15 protein-coding genes and 3 tRNA genes are annotated in these 14,231 nt (G+C 62.0%); 14 read left to right on the top strand and 4 right to left on the bottom strand.

Features of this window, described 5'->3' with window-relative positions; genetic code table 11:
• The first annotated feature begins 4 nt into the window (after positions 1 to 4).
• From uvrC to ACNSTU_RS02595, 8 genes are all read left to right on the top strand, one after another.
• The gene (uvrC, locus tag ACNSTU_RS02630; RefSeq protein ID WP_290636832.1) at positions 5 to 1,834 is read left to right on the top strand and encodes an excinuclease ABC subunit UvrC; all 1,830 of its coding nucleotides are present in this window, start codon (positions 5 to 7) and stop codon (positions 1,832 to 1,834) included.
• A gap of 7 nt (positions 1,835 to 1,841) precedes the next feature.
• Positions 1,842 to 2,423 (top strand): CDP-diacylglycerol--glycerol-3-phosphate 3-phosphatidyltransferase, encoded by a 582-nt coding sequence (pgsA, locus tag ACNSTU_RS02625; protein ID WP_290635220.1) that lies wholly within the window; start codon positions 1,842 to 1,844, stop codon positions 2,421 to 2,423.
• A gap of 36 nt (positions 2,424 to 2,459) precedes the next feature.
• Positions 2,460 to 2,534, top strand: a tRNA-Gly gene (locus ACNSTU_RS02620).
• 119 nt (positions 2,535 to 2,653) lie between these two features.
• Positions 2,654 to 2,727: transfer RNA gene (locus ACNSTU_RS02615), tRNA-Cys, on the top strand.
• Between the two features lie 88 nt (positions 2,728 to 2,815).
• Positions 2,816 to 2,900 (top strand) — tRNA-Leu (locus tag ACNSTU_RS02610).
• Between the two features lie 30 nt (positions 2,901 to 2,930).
• The gene (locus ACNSTU_RS02605; protein WP_290635222.1) at positions 2,931 to 3,515 is read left to right on the top strand and encodes a class I SAM-dependent methyltransferase; all 585 of its coding nucleotides are present in this window, start codon (positions 2,931 to 2,933) and stop codon (positions 3,513 to 3,515) included.
• 129 nt (positions 3,516 to 3,644) lie between these two features.
• The gene (locus ACNSTU_RS02600; protein ID WP_290635224.1) at positions 3,645 to 5,030 is read left to right on the top strand and encodes a sodium-dependent transporter; all 1,386 of its coding nucleotides are present in this window, start codon (positions 3,645 to 3,647) and stop codon (positions 5,028 to 5,030) included.
• A gap of 14 nt (positions 5,031 to 5,044) precedes the next feature.
• Positions 5,045 to 5,551, top strand: a complete 507-nt coding sequence (locus ACNSTU_RS02595) for a DUF192 domain-containing protein (RefSeq protein ID WP_290635226.1) — start codon at positions 5,045 to 5,047, stop codon at positions 5,549 to 5,551.
• Here ACNSTU_RS02595 and ACNSTU_RS02590 read toward each other — a convergent pair whose 3' ends face one another.
• Positions 5,552 to 6,112: a hypothetical protein gene (locus ACNSTU_RS02590; RefSeq protein WP_290636831.1), complete on the bottom strand. Its 561-nt coding sequence runs from the start codon at positions 6,110 to 6,112 to the stop codon at positions 5,552 to 5,554.
• 210 nt (positions 6,113 to 6,322) lie between these two features.
• On the opposite strand from ACNSTU_RS02590, the gene ACNSTU_RS02585 reads away from it, so the two are divergent.
• The 6 genes from ACNSTU_RS02585 (at position 6,323) to ACNSTU_RS02560 (ending at position 11,996) form a co-directional block, all read left to right on the top strand.
• Positions 6,323 to 7,027 carry a response regulator transcription factor gene (locus ACNSTU_RS02585; protein ID WP_290635230.1) on the top strand — a complete coding sequence of 235 codons (705 nt, stop codon included), beginning with the start codon at positions 6,323 to 6,325 and terminating at the stop codon, positions 7,025 to 7,027.
• A 174-nt stretch (positions 7,028 to 7,201) separates the two neighbouring features.
• A complete protein-coding gene (locus ACNSTU_RS02580) occupies positions 7,202 to 7,870 on the top strand; it encodes a response regulator transcription factor (protein ID WP_290635232.1) in 669 nt (222 codons plus the stop codon).
• Between the two features lie 261 nt (positions 7,871 to 8,131).
• Entirely contained in the window at positions 8,132 to 9,178 is a 1,047-nt protein-coding gene (locus ACNSTU_RS02575; RefSeq protein ID WP_418212051.1) for a sensor histidine kinase, read from the top strand.
• Between the two features lie 100 nt (positions 9,179 to 9,278).
• On the top strand, positions 9,279 to 10,361 hold the full coding sequence (locus tag ACNSTU_RS02570) for a diguanylate cyclase domain-containing protein (protein WP_290635236.1): 1,083 nt from the start codon (positions 9,279 to 9,281) through the stop codon (positions 10,359 to 10,361).
• Positions 10,253 to 10,624 carry an EAL domain-containing protein gene (locus tag ACNSTU_RS02565; RefSeq protein WP_290635238.1) on the top strand — a complete coding sequence of 124 codons (372 nt, stop codon included), beginning with the start codon at positions 10,253 to 10,255 and terminating at the stop codon, positions 10,622 to 10,624. The genes ACNSTU_RS02570 and ACNSTU_RS02565 overlap by 109 nt, the downstream gene beginning before the upstream one ends.
• Positions 10,625 to 10,853: 229 nt before the next feature.
• Positions 10,854 to 11,996, top strand: coding sequence for an aminotransferase class V-fold PLP-dependent enzyme (locus ACNSTU_RS02560; RefSeq protein WP_290635240.1), 1,143 nt, complete (start codon positions 10,854 to 10,856; stop codon positions 11,994 to 11,996).
• A gap of 34 nt (positions 11,997 to 12,030) precedes the next feature.
• Here the strand turns inward: ACNSTU_RS02560 and ACNSTU_RS02555 are convergent, their stop codons facing one another.
• The 3 genes from ACNSTU_RS02555 to ACNSTU_RS02545 are packed head-to-tail and all read right to left on the bottom strand — an operon-like array spanning position 12,031 to position 14,230.
• Positions 12,031 to 12,840, bottom strand: a complete 810-nt coding sequence (locus ACNSTU_RS02555) for a TatD family hydrolase (RefSeq protein WP_290636830.1) — start codon at positions 12,838 to 12,840, stop codon at positions 12,031 to 12,033.
• A 45-nt stretch (positions 12,841 to 12,885) separates the two neighbouring features.
• A complete protein-coding gene (locus ACNSTU_RS02550; RefSeq protein ID WP_290635948.1) occupies positions 12,886 to 13,248 on the bottom strand; it encodes a PilZ domain-containing protein in 363 nt (120 codons plus the stop codon).
• Entirely contained in the window at positions 13,241 to 14,230 is a 990-nt protein-coding gene (locus ACNSTU_RS02545) for a DNA polymerase III subunit delta' (RefSeq protein ID WP_290635950.1), read from the bottom strand. The genes ACNSTU_RS02550 and ACNSTU_RS02545 overlap by 8 nt, the downstream gene beginning before the upstream one ends.
• Position 14,231: the final 1 nt, after the last annotated feature.

Raw genomic sequence — 14,231 nt, 5'->3', positions numbered from 1 at the left:
GTTCATGAGTGATACGCCGTTCGACCCGCAACCGCTGGTGCGCTCGCTGCCCGAACAGCCGGGCGTGTACCGCATGCTCGACAAGGACGGCACGGTCATCTACGTGGGCAAAGCGCGCAAGCTGCGCCGCCGGGTCGCCAGCTACTTCACGAAATCCGTCAAGAATCCGCGCACCCGTTCCATGGTGGCGCAGGTGGCGGACATCAGCTTTACGGTGACCCATACCGAAGCCGAAGCCCTGATCCTCGAGAACAACCTCATCAAGGAGCACAACCCCCGTTACAACGTGCTCCTGCGCGACGACAAGAGCTACCCGTTCATCTTCCTGTCGGCAACCCAGACGTTCCCCCGTCTCGGGTTTCACCGCGGTGCAAGGCGGCAGGCCGGCCGGTACTTCGGTCCGTTTCCCAGCGCCGGCGCCGTGCGCGAGACTCTCAGCCACCTCCAGAAGGTGTTCCCGGTCCGGCAGTGTGAGGATACGTTCTTTGCCAACCGTTCGCGCCCCTGCCTGCAATACCAGATCAAGCGCTGCACGGCACCCTGTGTCGGTTACATTTCTCCCGAAGAGTATGCGCGGGATGTGGAACACGCGGTGATGTTCCTGGAAGGGAAGAGCGGCGAGGTCATCGACCGGCTGGTCGCACAGATGGAAACCGCGTCCGAGGCACTGGATTTCGAACAGGCCGCCCGGCTCCGCGATCGCATCGCCACCCTTCGCCGCATTCAGGAGAAGCAGGCCATTACCGGCGAGAAAGGCGACCTGGACGTGGTGGCCTGTATCCAGGAAGAGGGCACTGCGTGCGTGCAGGTGTTTGTCATCCGCCATGGCCAGAACCTGGGCAACAAGACGTTCTACCCGAAAACGCCGGACGAAACGGAGCCCGGAGAGGTCCTTTCCGCTTTCATTGCGCGGTATTACCTCGGGCGCGACACACCGCGCGAGATCCTGGTGAACACGGCCGTGGCCGAAGAGACACTTCTGGAAGAGGCGCTCTCGCAGGACGCGGGGCACGCCGTGGACATCCGGCACAATGTCCGCTCTGAGCGCCGCCGGTGGTTGGAGATGGCCGTCACCAACGCGCGCACCGCCCTGCGCACGCGCGCTGCACGCCAGGCTGGGCAGGGCCGGCGCATGGAAGCGCTGCAACAGGCTCTGGATCTCGAGGCGCTGCCCGAGCGTCTGGAGTGTTTCGACATCAGCCACACGCGGGGCGAGGCGACGGTGGCCTCCTGTGTCGTTTTTGACCGCGAGGGGGCGGTCAAGTCCGACTACCGCCGGTTCAACATCTCCGACATTGAACCCGGGGATGACTACGCAGCCATGCGCCAGGCGCTGGAGCGGCGTTACACGCGCCTCAAGCGGGGCGAAGGTGTACTGCCCGATCTGCTCGTCATTGATGGCGGCCCCGGACAGGTCAAACAGGCCATGGAGGTCCTGGAAGAACTGCAGGTGGACGGGGTGCCCATCATCGGCATTTCCAAGGGGCCGGACCGGCGCCCCGGCGAGGAAAAGCTGTTTGTCGCAGAGACGGGCGAAACGGTTATACTGCCCGCGGATTCCGCGGCACTGCACCTGTTGCAGCAGATCCGGGACGAGGCCCACCGGTTTGCCATCACCGGGCATCGCAACCGGCGCAGCAAGAGCAGGCGCAGCTCTAGCCTGGAAGACATCCCGGGCCTGGGGCCCAAGCGGCGCCAGACGATTCTCAAGCAATTCGGTGGGTTGAAGGCCGTTTCCCGAGCCGGTATTGATGACCTGGCGCGCGTGCCGGGGATCAGTCGGGAACTGGCTCAACGCATCTATGACACGTTCCACGGTGACCGGAAGGACTGAGCCCGTCATGGAGATGAACCTACCCAACAGCCTGACCCTGGCGCGCATCGTCATGATCCCGATTTTCGGGATCATCTTCTTTCTCCCCGTCGAATGGTCAAACTTCGTTGCGGCTATCATCTTCGCGCTGGCCGCTTTCACCGACTGGCTGGACGGTTGGCTGGCCCGGCGGCTGGGTCAGACATCGGCGTTCGGTGCATTCCTCGACCCCGTGGCGGACAAGCTCATGGTCGCCGTGGCCCTGGTGGCGCTGACAGCAGAGAACCCGTCGGCATTCTTCGCGCTGCCGGCAGCCGTCATCATCGGTCGCGAGATCGCCGTGTCCGCATTGCGGGAGTGGATGGCCGAGCTTGGCAAACGCGCCAATGTCGCCGTCAACGTCATTGGCAAGTTCAAGACCGCCGCGCAGATGATCGCCATCCTGTTGTTGATTTACAGCGCGCCGGTGGCAGGCGTGCCCACAACGATGACCGGTCTGCTTCTGCTCTACGCGGCGGCGGTTCTCACCCTCTGGTCGATGATCGTCTACCTGCGAGCCGCCTGGCTGGTTCTGGAAGGCGAGCCCCGGGAGGGCAGCGACAAGGCTTGACACCCGACGCGTGGTGGCTAGAATACATCGGCCTCAGCGGGAATAGCTCAGTGGTAGAGCACAACCTTGCCAAGGTTGGGGTCGCGAGTTCGAATCTCGTTTCCCGCTCCAGATTCCGCAACCCCGGCCCCGTGCCGGGGTTTGTTGTTTAAGCGGTGACCACCGGCCCGTTGCCAGCCTTACGAGCTCGTGGCGAAGGTCGGACACCGTGTTAGAATACGCCCCGTCAAGGCTCGGTGGCAGAGTGGTGATGCAGCGGACTGCAAATCCGCGTACGTCGGTTCGATTCCGGCCCGAGCCTCCATCCTTATATCCAGCGCCGGCGCGCGTGGTACCGGGAAACCCGGCCGAACCGCACGGTGAGTTCGACCGGGCTGGCTGCCCGGCACCTGGCGGGAGTGATGGAACTGGTAGACATACAGCACTTAAAATGCTGAGGCGCAAGCCGTGCGGGTTCGAGTCCCGCCTCCCGCACCATTTTCTATCCCCGGCCTGACTGCTGCAGCCATGACAGCCAACCTTCGTGACAAGTGGGACGCACGCTACCGGACGGCCAGCCCCACCGACGCCCGTGCGGCCCAGGTACTCACGGACAACCTTCACCTGCTGCCCACCAAGGGCCGAGGGCTGGATCTTGCAGCCGGGCTTGGCGGCAATGCTTACGTACTGGGCCGACACGGAATCACGACCGAGGCGTGGGACCTGTCTCCAGTGGGCAGCCGGCTGATTGAAAGCTACGCTCACACTACAGGCCTGCCGGTAATCGCACGCGTTCGCGACGTGATTGCGCAGCCCCCGGAAACGGACACCTTTGACGTGATCGTGGTCTCCGCGTTCCTGCACCGCCCCTTATGCGATGCCATCGCATCCGCCCTGCGCCCCGGGGGGCTGCTTTTCTACCAGACCTATTGCCAGACGCGGGTATCTACGGGCGGGCCCTCCAACCCCGACTTCCTGCTCGCGGATGGTGAGTTGCTGCAGCTGTTTCCGGGCCTGAAGCCAATCGTGTATCGGGAGGAGGGGACATTGGGAGACCCCTTTGTCGGCTTCCGCGACCGGGCCATGCTCGTCGCGGAGCGCCGGTCGGGCTGATGCGACTCGGCGGCGAGACCGACTCAGGCGGAAATCCCACTGACAACGCGTTCCCGGTTTTTCGGCAGCGATTCCGGTGGCAGACTGAACACCGCAGTGCTCTGGTGGCAACACAAGGAATAACAAATCATGTCGGAAACACGTAGCTCCATTCACGGTGAATGGTCGAGCGGCTTGATCTTCATTCTCGCGGCGACCGGATCGGCGGTGGGCCTCGGTAACCTGTGGCGGTTCCCGTATCTCGTGGGAGAGAATGGCGGTGCCGCATTCGTGATCATTTACCTCCTCTGCATTCTTCTGGTGGGTCTTCCCATCATGATCGCGGAGATCACCATCGGCCGCCGCGGGAAACGCAGCCCGATCAACAGCCTGCGCTCCGTTTCTCTGGAAGAGGGACGGTCCACGCAGTGGGCCTTGCTTGGCTGGCTGGGTGTCGCCGCCGGTTTCCTGATCCTGTCGTTCTACAGCGTGGTCGGTGGCTGGGCGCTGTTCTACGTGCTGCAATCCCTGCTGGGGAGCTTCCAGGGAATCACCAGCGATTCCTCGGCCCACCTGTTCGAAACCCTGCTGGCGAGCCCTTGGTCCGTACTGGGGTGGCATACGCTGTTCATGCTCATCCTGTTTGGCATCGTCGCCATGGGGGTGCGCAAGGGCCTGCAACGGGCTGTGACGATTCTGATGCCACTGCTCTTCGTGCTGCTCATCCTCCTGGTGGGGTATGGCATGGCAGCTTCGGGGGCATTTCAGGAAGCCATGGCGTTCATGTTCCAGCCCGATTTCTCGGTCGTGGAAGGTGGCACCATCCTGACGGCCATGGGCCAGGCGTTTTTCACGCTCAGCCTCGGCATGGGCGCAATCATGGTCTACGGCGCGTATCTGCCCAAGCGCGAGTCCATCCCGAAGAGTGCCGGCTGGATCGTGGGCATGGATACGATCACCGCCATCCTCGCGGGCCTTGCCATCTTCCCGATCGTCTTTGCCGCCGGCCTTGAGCCCGGTGAAGGGCCAGGCTTGGTCTTCATCACTCTGCCGATCGTGTTCGGCGAGATTCCGTTCGGGTACATGCTCGGGCTGCTGTTCTTCGTTCTTCTGTCGGTAGCCGCAATCACGTCCGGGATGTCACTTCTTGAACCGGCAACAGCTTATCTGACCGAGCGCCGGAAGGACGGCAGCCGCGTCAAGGCCGCGGCAATCATCACCGGGCTGATCTGGGTTCTCGGTATTGCCTGTGGCCTTTCCCTCAATGCCTGGAGTGGCGTCACCATCCTGCCGGGCATGGGCATTTTCGACTCGCTCGAGTATGTCTCCAACGACATCATGCTGCCGCTGGGTGGCCTCCTCATCGCCATCTTCGTCGGCTGGCGCATGCGACTGTCCAGCGTCATCGGGGAGCTTGGCGTCAACGAGAACAGCCCACTGTTCAAAGTGTGGTTGATTACCACCCGCTTTGTTGCCCCGGCTGCGGTGATTCTCGTGTTCGCGAATGCCACCGGGCTGTTCGGCATCTTCGGCTAGAGGGCCAACGGTGAATGGTCATTGACCGAACCGGAAGAGGGCGCTTCGGCGCCCTCTTTTTGTGGGCGATCGTCGCGGGGGTGATCGCGTTGGCCGGATGCCTCGCGCTGACTGCCCAGGTGCCCGAGTGCCAGTCATCCACGGACGCCGTGGACGCCATGCCTCCCGGGGAGCTGCTGGTCAGTACGCGCCCTGATCATCCCATCGACGTGAAAGTAGCAGCGACAGAGCGGCACAGAGCCGCCGGGATGCAGCACCTGTGCGCGGACGCGGTAGAACGGAACCCGATCCTGTTTCTGTTCGAGGAGCCGGTCACCCCGGCGTTTCACATGAACAACGTCCACGTGGCGCTCGATATCGTGTTCATCGATGCGGACCACCGCGTCATCGGCGTCTCACGCATGGAGCCGGGTCAACGCGGTCTCACGCGGCCGCCCGGACCGGTGATTGCTGCACTGGAGATGAAGGAGGGGGCTGCGGCGTCGCACGGCATTGCGCCCGGCGTACAGGTCGAGTGGTAGTCAGCAGCAGCCGCCCCAGTGCCGTTGATAGAAAGGCTGCCTGGGCTCGGAGCACACCGCTTCCGCCGTTGGCGTGCTCAACAGATCCTCCCTGATAACAAGAACTTCCAGCTCCACCTTGAAGAAGCTTGGTTGCCCGAGGCGGCCCTCGGCGAGATAGGCCAGCACATCGATACCCTCAGGTGCTGCATCCATGGCTGCGGCACCAAAGCCCGCATAATAATATTCATAAACACGACTGCGGCAATAGCGGTATCCAGGCTCAAGATCGACCTGGAGCATGTATTCGCCTTCCGATTCCTGGTAGCCATCCACCACCAGGGAGCCGATCCCGATGTGAGCGCGTGGGATGTCAAACACACTGGCAACATGATCAAGAACCTCGTTGGCCCGCGCTTCATCGGTCATGAGATCGGTCAGGATACTGCTGGCTTCCCTTGGCATCTCGACGGCAGCCCGTGTCGCCCGGAACTCCGGATCCGCCTCGACGGTACCGAGACAGCCGACCAGCAGTGCCAGCGACCACAACCCACTCCGTCGAATGCCACTCGGGAAACGCAAGGTCGTTCACTCCCGCAAGAGGCCCATTGGCCAGTATACGCCGGGCGGCGTTCGGTGACGGTTTCCCAGGCGTCGCCATGGCGTGGCAGGCTGGACCCTCGTCCGCAGACAGGCAGCCTTGAAAGACGCCTGGTAATAGCATTGAATGCCAGAAGTAACCTACCGCATGCCCCGTGGTCTTATCTTCCGTAAGAGCGGAGAAGCACGTCCATGCAGCAACAGCGACAGCAGTCCGGCCGCATCCGTGTTCTTGTGGCAGACGGGCGTGAGCTGCTACGGGAAGGTATCTGCCGGATTCTTGAAGCACAGGACTGTGTCGACGTCATCGCGGAAGCCTCACGCTACCGGACGGTGGAGGAACTGGTTGTGACAACTGCACTTGATGTCGTTGTACTGGACAGGGAACTCCCTGGTTGGAATCGGGCGAGATTGCCAACATCCTTCTGCCTCGGGCAGCAGTACGGGCCCGCATATGTTGTCCTGTCAGTGCCCCCGACAGCCGAAGCTGTTGCCCGGACGCTGGAAAGCGGCGCCACCGGGTTTCTCCTCAAAGACGCCGGGCACAAGGAGCTGGAAGACGGCGTCCATAGTGCGGCTGCCGGAGAAACGTTCATGTGCCCAACCATCTTCAGAGCGATTCTCGCCGAGTTTCTCCAGCATCTGGACCTGGAGAAGGGCGATCCCGCGCTCGAAGGCCTGGGAAACCTGGATCGCAGTATTCTCGATCGCCTTGAACAGGGCGACACAACGCTTGCCATTGCGCGATCACTGGGCGTTCATGATCAGGTCGTGATGGAGTACCGCCGCAGCATCATGGCTCACCTCAATGTAGGAGACAGTGCCTCTTTGCTTCGAGAGGCTCGAAGGATCGGTTTGCTGGCCACTGGCGAACCATCGAAGCGATGGGGTAACTAGGGGTTTCCCTTGCTGGTTAACACTGATGCCTGACTTCGAGTAACCCTTGTACCTTCGCGCTAGCGATGTATCCGTATCGTCCCAGGATGTCTATCAGGCGCGGCTCATGTTGGGAGGGCCGTCATTACATGCCGCAGGCGTTTCGCCCGGCGTTGAGGAGTGTGTTGATAAGCCATGAACGGCACTCAATCCATTCGTGTGCTGGTTGCCGACGATCACCGTCTAGTCCGTCACGCACTGACACAGCTAATCGAATCGTTACAAGGGCTGGTAGTGGTCGCAGAGGCGGGGTCAGGTCATGAACTGGTACAAGCTGCGATCACTGAGCACCCGGATGTTGCCCTGGTGGACGCAGCGATCTACGCACACGGTGATTCCTCGCAATCAGCCATGCTCCAACGGACGTCTTCCGATGTCGCGACCGTCGTACTGTCGAATTATGTCAGCAATGCGTTTATCCGCAGGACGCTCCAGTCCGGGGCCTGTTGTTTCCTCTACAAAGACGCCGGCATCGCAGAACTGAAACAGGCGATCCACCACGCTGCAGAGGGCAGACTGTTCACTTATCCTCCGCTGGACGATGGGCCTTCACTGAAAGCACGGCGCCCAGTGGAGGACTCCGTGCTTCCATCCCCAGAGCCATCACTGACGCAAAGACAGCGGGAAGTCCTCCGTTTGGTCGCCAGCGGCTATCGAACCAAGGGCATAGCAGAGCGGCTTGGCGTCAGCGTCAAGACGGTGGAAACACATCGGGCCGAGATCATGCGACGCCTAGGCGTCAGCAATATGGTCGGACTGGTCCATGAAGCCATCCGCCTGGGGATGGTCTCGGCGCCCCCCTGATAGCCTGTGAACGCATAGGCAGAAACACCCAGTTCGCCTTGAAATAGCCTGTGATAACTGGCAGGTTTCGTGCCAGCCGAGCACAAACCCAGGGTAAACCCCTACGTCCAAGACGTAGGCAATCTACCCAAAAAGGCGGATAAGTGGTGGTGCATGCACGACTGGAGAGAATCGTCCGGAGCTCCTGCAACGGGTGTTGCCACGCTGACACGGGACGGGGCAATCAGCGGCATGAACCCGGCGTACAGGGAACTGCTGGGCTTGGGGCAGCAGGAGTTCGACGCCCTGGATGTCTGGTCACTTACGCATCAGAACTGCCACGATGCAATCGCTGCCACCCTGCGGCGTCTTGAAGATGAGACGGTTAAACACTGCAGGCTGCGGATCACTCATATCTGCAGGCATGGAACACTGCTCGAAGTAGAAGCCGACATATCCCGTCAGGAGCGGATCGCCAGAGAAAGCGAGACCACATTCGTCATCCCGGACACCCTGCGCCACGACGCGAGCGAGCCCGCGGAGGCGAGCACCAACGAGCAACTGCGCCAGGCGCTTGAGGACGCCGAGAGCAAGAACGCGACGCGAATGCTCTTCCTGGCCCGCCTCAGTCACGAGGTACGAACTCCACTTAACGGGATCATCGGCTTCGCAGAACTCCTGGAATCCGACCCGGAAGAGACGCTGACCATGAGGCAGCGTGAACACGTTCAGCAGGTCCGGGAAGGCGGTGCCCGGCTACTCAGACTGGTCAACGATGTCCTCGAGTTCGCGAGATCCGATAACGGGCAACTGGCGCTGCAGGACGTCCCGATCAATCTGGCGCGACTGCTGCAGGAGGCCGTCACCTTCCTGCAGCCGACCGCAGCACGGTCCAATGTGGAGCTCACCGTGCAGTGCGATCCCGCAATCGGGCCAGTGTCCGGCGACCCCACACGGCTTCTCCAGGTTCTGAACAACCTGCTCAGCAATGCAATCAAGTACACCCGGCCTGAGGGCAGAGTCGAATTGTCCGCCGTTGGCTGTGGACAGGACCGCATCGAGATTCGCGTATCCGACACCGGTATCGGCATCGCCTCCGGGAAACAATCCGAGATCTTCGACATGTTCGTGCGCGCCGACAATGGTCGTGCCTCTGGCCAGAGGGGGTACGGGGTTGGTCTTGCCGTCACGAAAGGACTGGTCGAACAAATGGGTGGCGCGATAACGGTAGAGAGCGCCCCCGGCGAGGGCAGCATCTTCACTGTTCTGTTGCCGACCGCCGGCTCCCAGGAGGGGCGCACGATTCGCCCGGATCCCAACGGAGATTGACGCAATCTTTCAACAACAGACCCAACTGCATCCGCCCGAACCGGCACATCGGCAAGCAGATCGCCCGGCAGGCGGCGCCGCGCTCTCTCCGCGGTGGCGATTGCGGCAGTCTGCGGCGATCCTTCTTCTGATGGTGGTCAGCGGCACGCTGATCGACCTCTCGGGAGGCCAGTTCATCTACCTGATGTTGATCCCGGTGCTGCTCAGTGCTGCCTATTTCGGACTGCGAGGAGGGCTCGCCACAGGGCTCGCCGCGGCCCTGATCGTTGGCCTGTTACCATCCGTCCAGCACCCCCCCACAGGCGTGGACGCCATGCTTGAGCCTGCAATGCGCATGGCTGCCTACGCAGCCCTGGGAGCATTGCTTGGCGGTCTGTTTGATCGTGTTCGTGCTCAAGCCCACCGCGCAAACCAGCGGGCCCTGATAAGCGCGCCAACAAACCGGCCGAACCGGCAAGCGCTCGAGCGTGAAATCGCCGATGCGGTAGAGCGGCAGACTGAAACGCATCTCATTCTCATTCGTCTGGACACCCTGCACGACAGTGTAACTACGTTCGGAGTGCTCGCAGATGACGCGCTGCTTGGCAGCATCTGTGACCGCCTTGAACTGGCCCCGGAGAACCAGTTTCACAAGGTTTTCCATATCGGTGACGAGCACTTCGCAATGCTTTTGCAATGCTCTGAAAACCAGGCGGAAGCGACCGCTCGGGATGCGGTAACGGCCATCCGTCAGCCATTCGTCCTGAACGCCACACCCATTTACCTGGACGCGTGTGCAGGGATGGTGTCGTTTGGTCATGATGACATCGAGGACAGGGGCTCCCATCACCTTATCGCCAAAGCATGGGTGGCTGTTGCACGTGCACAGCACCGATCGCTTGATCTTGCACGCAGCAGCGATCGCCTTGATGCGGAGGAACGCCGATCAGTCATCCTGCTCGGACAGGTCCAGCAGGCCCTGGAACGGCAACAGCTCTCTCTCAACTATCAGCCGAAGATTGACTTGGGGAGTGGCGCGGTCACCGGCGTTGAAGCGCTTGTACGCTGCAGATGGAAATCACGGAGAACTCGATCATGCTCAACCCTGATGAGGTTATTCCGCGCCTGCGTGAATTCGCAGAAGAGGGCATCGCCTTGCTGGTTGATGACTTCGGGACAGGGCATTCCTCACTGGCCTACCTGAAACAGCTCCCAGTCTCGACACTGAAGGTCGACAAAATGTTCGTGCGCCGCCTGAATCAGGATGAAGCCGGAGCGGAAGTGACAAGAGCGACTCTGTTGCTGGCGAAGAGTTTCGGACTGACAACGGTTGCCGAGGGTGTCGAGAACAAGGAGACGCAGGAGATCCTTCGACAAATGGGCTGCGATATGGCTCAGGGATTCGGCATCGCAGTGCCCATGCCACTGGAGGAGCTGGTTGAGTGGCTGGGGGAGAGACGCGTGTAAAGGTGAAGCCTGAAGTCTGTAGCTAGGCGCCCATGCGATTTAACATAATCTATCTTATACGCAGTCCTGTGCGCCAATCCGGGCACGCGAGAAGTCCTTAAAGCCGTACAGCGACACCGCTGCAGACGTTGCCATGCATGGTTTTCAGCCATGATCGGTGCTGACGGCCAGCTTCTTCGGTACCATCACCATACTCGACCATTGCAGACAATATGTCCGGAGATGCAGCATGCCTCATCCCCAGTTCCCGCAGGACGATGCCATCGTCCACCTCAATCACGCCGGTGTCGGTGGCTGGCCGCAGCGCACGGCCGATGCCGTGTCTGCGTTTGCGCAGGAGAACCTCCGGCATGGCTCTGCCAACTACCCGCGCTGGCTGGAGACGGAACAGCGGCTGCGCGAGCGGCTGGCCAACCTCATCGGGGCGCCTGCCTCCAGCGACGTGGCGCTGGTCAAGAACACCTCCGAGGCGCTCTCGTTCATCGCCTACGGCATTGCCTGGGAACCCGGCGACGAGATCGTCATCAACAGCTCGGAGTTTCCGTCGAACCGGATCGTCTGGGAGTCACTGACGGATCAGGGCGTGGTCATAAGGGATGTGGATCTGTACGACGCCGAACACCCGTCACCGGAAGACGCACTCCTGTCTGTATTGAATGCGCGCACACGGCTGCTGTCGGTCAGCGCCGTCCAGTACGGCACCGGGCTGCGCATGGATCTGGAGCGGTTATCGTCGGCGTGCCGGGAACGTGGTGTGTTGTTCTGCCTGGATGCAATCCAGCAGCTCGGCGCGCTGCGGTTCGATCTGAACAGCGTTGATGCGGATTTCGTAGTCGCCGATGGCCACAAGTGGCTGCTCGGCCCCGAGGGGCTCGGCCTGTTCTATTGTCGCCCGTCGCTGCGCGACTCCCTGCAACTGACCCAGTATGGTTGGCACATGGTTGAAGATGCCGGCAACTATGACACCCACGAATGGGAGCCGGCCCGATCCGCCAGGCGTTTCGAGTGCGGCAGTCCGAATCTGATGGCGGTTCATGGGCTTGAGGCCAGTCTCGCGGTTCTTCAGGACGAAATCGGCATGGATGCAGTGGAATCCGCGGTGCTGGCCAATGCGGAGCACCTTGCCGAACGCATTCGCGACAGCGGGCGCCTGGAGATCGTCAGTGACCGGACGCCGGCACGGCGCTCCGGAATCATTGTGTTCCGGGCACCGCAGGCGGACAGCAAAGCGCTATACCGTGCGCTGATGGCCGACGGCATCCTCTGTGCCGCCCGCGGTGGCGGTGTACGGTTCTCCCCTCATTTCTACCTGTCCGCGAGCCAGCTGGATCACGCAGTGAACCGGGCCGAGGCGCTTGCGTCGTCGTTGTAGAAAGACGTCATAAGTCGCTGCATTCCCGGGAGAATCACAGCACCGCATCCTGGAGCGGCGGCTCCGCCGACGGGAACAGCGTATAGAAGTTGGTGGTGGTGTACTCCGCCACTTGATGGAGGCTTTCGCCACGAATCTCGGCCAGGCACTCGGCCACCCCCCGGACCCAGGCCGGCTGATTTTGTTTCCCGCGATGCGGGACCGGCGCCAGGTATGGGCAATCGGTTTCCACCAGCAGCGCGTCGGCCGGCAGCCGCCGCGCGACCTGGCGGAGGGCGTCAGCCTGGTGGAATGTCAGGATCCCGGACAGCGACAGGTGAAAGCCGAGATCCAGGTACCGATGGGCCGCCGCCTTGTCATCCGTAAAGCAGTGAATGATGCCCCCGACCTCGTCGGCACCCTCTTCCTTCAGAATGCGGGCCGTGTCCTCCGGCGCGCCACGGGAATGGATGATCACCGGTTTGCCGGCGATGCGTGCAGCGCGAACCTGGCGACGGAAACGCTCATGATGCCAGTCCCTATCCGCTTCCCCGGTGCAGAGATAGTCGAGACCCGTTTCACCGATCGCCAGCACCTGGGGATGATCGGCCATGGCAGCCAGCGCCTCGGGATCGACCTCACGCAGCTCCTTGCCGCAGGGGTGTACGCCCACGGATGCGGACACCTGCGGATAACGTTCGGCTAGCGCCAGCAGTTCGGGGGCACTGTCCAGGTCGACGCTGACGGTCAGGAAATGACCGATGCCCTGGCGGTGGGCCTCGTCCAGGTAAGGCCTTGGGTGGTCCGCGTCGGCGTCGAGCATGTGCAGGTGACAATGGGAATCAACGAGCGGCATCGACGCCATGAAAACTCCTTTGGTCGAGACGGGTTACGGTTGCTCTTTCAACGATCAGATCGTGTGAGTCGGGCGCTCCGACTCCAGGGCGCCGGCCAGGTAGGTTTCGATCTTGGTGCGGGCGGGCCCGCCGTCCTTGTCACTGAACTGCAGCCCGACGCCGGCCGTACGATTTCCCTGGGCACCCTGGGGGGTAATCCAGATGACCTTGCCGACCACGGGGAGTTTTTCCGACTCCTCCATCAACGTGAGGAGCATGAAGACCTCGTCACCAAGGCGGTAGGTGTTCGAAGTCGGAACAAACAACCCGCCGTTGCGAACGTGCGGCATGTAGGCGGCATACAGGGCGTGCTTGTCCTTGATTGTGAGCGACAGGATGCCTTGCCGCCCTCCCTTGGACTGCGTTCCGTCAGCCATGTGCTCCCTCCTTTGCGCAGACCTGACTCCAGCGGATGAACAGGCGCTCAAGCACCAACTGGTGGTTGAGCGGATGATCCGCGAGGCGCCGTTGCTCCATGATCTCGTCCAGAAAATCATGGACTGCATCCGAGTCTAGCGCGGCAGGCAGCTGATTCAGTCGACTGATTCGCGCTTCGGCTTGCGTCGCCTGCACCCGGATCAGATCCATGATGACCGCCAGCAGCAGCCGCGTCACCCTGTCAACGTCGTCCTTTCCCCAGCGGGACGCCACATCCACCGGGCTGAGCCGCCCTTCCGCAATCCCGCGCATCTGCTCCAGAAGGGTCTGCAGCGACTCCGTACCACCCTTTTCATGCAGCGCCTGCGCCGCAAGTGGCGCATTGCCGACCACGCCCAGCAGTTTGACCGCTTCACCCTGCCCTCGGGCCTCAAGCCAGCTTGCGGCGACCGCGTGCGAGGGCGCAGGGATGGTTACCGTCTGGCAGCGGCTGCGAATGGTTGCGGGCAGCTGGGCGGGCCGGTGCGCGACAAGGATCAGCGTGGTCCGCTCAGGCGGCTCCTCAAGTGTCTTCAGCAGACTGTTGGCGGCGTTGGTATTCATGCTCTCAGCAGGTGTAATGATCCCGATCCGCTCACCGCCAAGCTGGCTCTTCATGCCGAGCACACGACTCAATTCGCGTACCGCATCCACCTTGATGACGCGGCTGCCCTCCTCCGGCTCCAGCAGGTGATGATCCGGGTGGCTGCCTGCCGCCATCAGCTGGCATCCCTGACAGGATCCGCACGGCGCGCCGTCACTCCCCGGGCTGGTACACAGCAGTATCCTGCTGAGCCGCTGGGCGAGGGCCCGCTTCCCCAGTCCTTCCGGGCCGATCAACAGCAATGCGTGAGGCAGACGACCACCGTGCATTCGCTGACGCACGGATGCCCAGGCCGCGTCCTGCCAGGGATAGAGTACGTCGCCGCCGTTCTCAGTCATG

This window comes from Aquisalimonas sp. APHAB1-3 (assembly GCF_048323695.1).
Classification (GTDB): domain Bacteria; phylum Pseudomonadota; class Gammaproteobacteria; order Nitrococcales; family Aquisalimonadaceae; genus Aquisalimonas.
Note: the sequence above shows the minus strand (reverse complement) of the source record. Positions and strands in the feature narration are given on the sequence as shown.